We start from the raw sequence: 213 nt of genomic DNA, 5'->3' as shown, positions 1-213 counted from the left end.
ACGGAGGCGACCATCGCGCATGTGCTGGTGTCCAAATACGCCGACCATTTGCCGCTCTACCGGCAGGCTCAGATCATGAGCCGCCAGGGCATCGATCTCGACCGCTCCACGCTTGCCGATTGGGTCGGTCGGGCAGCTTTCGAACTGCGTCCGGTCTTCGACGCCTTGATTGCCGACCTGAAGCGCTCCACGAAGCTGTTCATGGATGAGACC

1 protein-coding gene is annotated in these 213 nt (G+C 61.5%); it reads left to right on the top strand.

Features of this window, described 5'->3' with window-relative positions; translation table 11 throughout:
- A partial coding sequence (locus AF337_RS11960; protein WP_152971010.1) for an IS66 family transposase occupies positions 1-213 on the top strand: 213 nt, incomplete at both ends.

The organism is Rhizobium ecuadorense (assembly GCF_001187535.1).
In the GTDB taxonomy this organism is placed as follows: domain Bacteria; phylum Pseudomonadota; class Alphaproteobacteria; order Rhizobiales; family Rhizobiaceae; genus Rhizobium; species Rhizobium ecuadorense.
Note: the sequence above shows the minus strand (reverse complement) of the source record. Positions and strands in the feature narration are given on the sequence as shown.